General features: G+C 64.6%; 3 protein-coding genes. All 3 read left to right on the top strand.

All coding sequences use genetic code 11. The annotated features are described in order from the left end of the window. Positions 1-245: biotin transporter BioY (locus EOD07_RS29485; RefSeq protein WP_206519594.1), on the top strand; the 245-nt coding region annotated here is incomplete at its 5' end. Next, positions 245-661, top strand: coding sequence for a DUF1284 domain-containing protein (locus EOD07_RS29480; protein ID WP_127237846.1), 417 nt, complete (start codon positions 245-247; stop codon positions 659-661). The genes EOD07_RS29485 and EOD07_RS29480, both read left to right, overlap by 1 nt. A 204-nt stretch (positions 662-865) precedes the next feature. Further along, a complete protein-coding gene (locus tag EOD07_RS29475) occupies positions 866-2,641 on the top strand; it encodes a tetratricopeptide repeat protein (RefSeq protein WP_127237845.1) in 1,776 nt (591 codons plus the stop codon). Positions 2,642-2,800 lie beyond the last annotated feature (159 nt).

Here is a 2,800-nt window from a genome sequence, read left to right as displayed (position 1 = left end):
CCGAGCGCGGCTGGAACGGCAACCACGTCATGCTTGCCTTCGCCGCCATGCTCATCGGCAACCTTCTGTGCCTGGTTCTCGGCACCGCTTGGCTCGCCGTCATGATCGGCGCCGAGAAGGCTGTCACGTTCGGCTTCCTGCCCTTCATCGTCGGCGGCCTGCTCAAGTCGGCGCTTGGCGCGGCGACATTGAAGCTGTTCTCGACCTATCAGGCGACGCCGCGCGACCGCTCGCCCGCGGCCTGATGACCGTCAGGCTGCGCGCCCATCATCTGCTCTGCCTGCTGACCTATGTCGGCAAGGGCTACTCGCAGGCCTTCACCGCCAATTACGACCAGGTGGTGAAGCGCCTGGGCGAGGGCGAGGCGGTGGTGATCGTTTCCGGCCCGGACGACATCTGCGCGCCGCTGATCGGCGAGCCGGAACCGCATTGCCTGCGCCAAAGCGCCGCCGAGCGGGACAGGCTCGCCGCGCGCGACGTGGGGGCTCTCCTCGGCCGGCCGATCCAGGACGGCGACCGGTTCGTGCTGGACGCCTCGAGCCTTTCAGGGATGCGAAAGGCTTTTTCCGCCGGCCTGACGCGCCGGGCCTGCTCCGGCTGCGAATGGTCCGGCCTGTGCGATGCGGTTGCCGCCAGCGGGTTCAGCGACACGCGTTTGTAGGCGGCCCGTGCCGGTATATGGGCGTTCCGGACCTCGGCGCGGGATTTTTCGGTGGCGCCGCATCGTTTTTTAAGCCGGATGATTGCATTGTGATTCGCTCGGCGATTGAAGCTCGACCCCAAAAAGGCCATGCTTTGACCGGAAAAGATCGAGTCTGTGGGCGGTCCGCCAAGGGCGGGATCGCGTCTGGCTGAAAGGGATACGATGCGGCAAGGACGTGCGCGCTGGCTGACGAGGCTGGCATTTTTGGCCGGTGTGGCGCTTTGGGTGCTGCCGGTCCAGGCCAAGGAAGATGCCCAACCGCTGCAGATCACGTCTTTCTCGGGCGCCTATCTTGCGGCCCATATCGCCGAAAGCGACAACGACCTCGACGACGCGATCGCCTATTACAAGCAGGCGCTGGCCTTTGCGCCGGACGACAAGGAACTGCAGCAGAGCCTGATGCTGGCTCTCGTTGCGCAGGGCCGTTTCGAGGAATCGCTGGTCTATGCTGACAAGCTGAAGGAAGTGCCGGATGTCGAGCGCTTCTCGCGTCTGGCGCTGGCCATCGATTCCTTCCACAAGAAGGACTACGCCAAGGCGCAATACTGGCTGAAGCTGTCGCTCGAATCCGATCTCGACCGGCTGCTGTCCGGCGTCATGGACGGCTGGGCCAAGGAAGGCGCCGGCAACGCGTCCGAGGCGATGGATTCCATCGACAAGCTCAAGGGGCCGGACTGGTTCGGCCTGTTCAAATCGTTCCACCGCGCGCTGATCGCCGACGCCGCCGGCCTGAACGACAAGGCCGATGAGATCTACGCCGCCACGCTCGCCGACACCACGGCCGGCGGCTCCGCGCCCGAAACCTGGATGCGCAATGCCCAGGCCTATGCCTCCTTCCTCGCCCGCAAGGGTGACAAGTCGAAGGCGCTGGCGGTGCTGAACCAGGCCGAGGCCTTCGCGCCGGGCAAGCTCGAGATCACCACGCTGCGCGACCGCATCGCCAAGGGCGACAAGATCGAGCCGCTGGTCGCTGGCCCGGCCGACGGCGCGTCCGAAATTCTGCTCGACCTTGCCACCGCGCTCAACCGCGGCGGCGGCGAGCCTTTCGTGCGGCTTTACCTGCAATACGCGCTGGCGCTGAAGCCGGACAGCGATGCGGCCCTGGTGCAGCTTGCCGCCGTCGCCGAGCAGCTCAAGGACGGCGAGGGCGCCATCGCGCTTTACCGCCGCATTCCGGCGTCCTCGCCGCTGAAGGAGCTTTCCGACCTGCAGCTCGGCCTGAACCTCGCCGATCTCGACAAGCATGACGAGGCGATCGCCCATCTCAAGGCCTATCTCGACAAGCATCCGGACGACATGCGCGCCTATCTGGCGCTTGGCGGCGTCTATGGCTCGAAGGAAGATTTCCGCTCGGCCGCCAATCTCTACGACAAGGCCGTCGAACAGTTGAAGAACCCGACCGCCGCCAATTGGAACATCTTCTACCAGCGCGGAATCGCCTATGAGCGGCTGAAGGAATGGCCGAAGGCGGAACCGAATTTCCGCAAGGCGCTGGAGCTGCAGCCCGACCAGCCGCAGGTCATGAACTATCTCGGCTATTCCTGGGTCGACATGAACATGAACCTCAAGGAAGGCCTGGCAATGATCCAGAAGGCCGTCGATCTGCGGCCGAACGACGGCTACATCGTCGATTCGCTGGGCTGGGCCTATTACCGCCTCGGCCGCTTCGACGACGCCGTGCGCGAGATGGAGCGCGCCGTTTCGCTGAAGCCGGAGGATCCGGTCCTCAACGACCATCTCGGCGATGCCTACTGGCGCGTCGGCCGCAAGCTCGAGGCCACCTATCAGTGGACGCAGGCACGCGATCTGAAGCCCGACCCGGATGTGCTCGCCACCTTGCAGCAGAAGCTGCTCAAGGGCCTGCCGCCGATCGAGTCCAACACCGCGCAGGAAACCCCCAAGGTGAAGCCGGTGCCGGCGCCCGCGCCGAAAGGCTGATCTTCTCGCCAGCGGTTGAGAAAACGGGGCTCATCGAGCCCCGTCAGACTGCTGACAAACCCCGTCGAATTTCGGCGGGGTTTTGTTTTATGTGATTGAAGCGTTTGAGAAGTTCGTGTCAGGAGATTTTGACAGGAGGCGCCGAGCCCTCATGCGAGG

This window comes from Mesorhizobium sp. M2C.T.Ca.TU.002.02.1.1 (assembly GCF_003997225.1).
Note: the sequence above shows the minus strand (reverse complement) of the source record. Positions and strands in the feature narration are given on the sequence as shown.

Excerpts from the sequence above, each read along its gene's own strand:
- EOD07_RS29475 (WP_127237845.1), top strand. The coding sequence starts at position 866 with ATGCGGCAAGGACGTGCGCGCTGGCTGACGAGGCTGGCATTTTTGGCC.
- EOD07_RS29480 (WP_127237846.1), top strand. The coding sequence starts at position 245 with ATGACCGTCAGGCTGCGCGCCCATCATCTGCTCTGCCTGCTGACCTAT.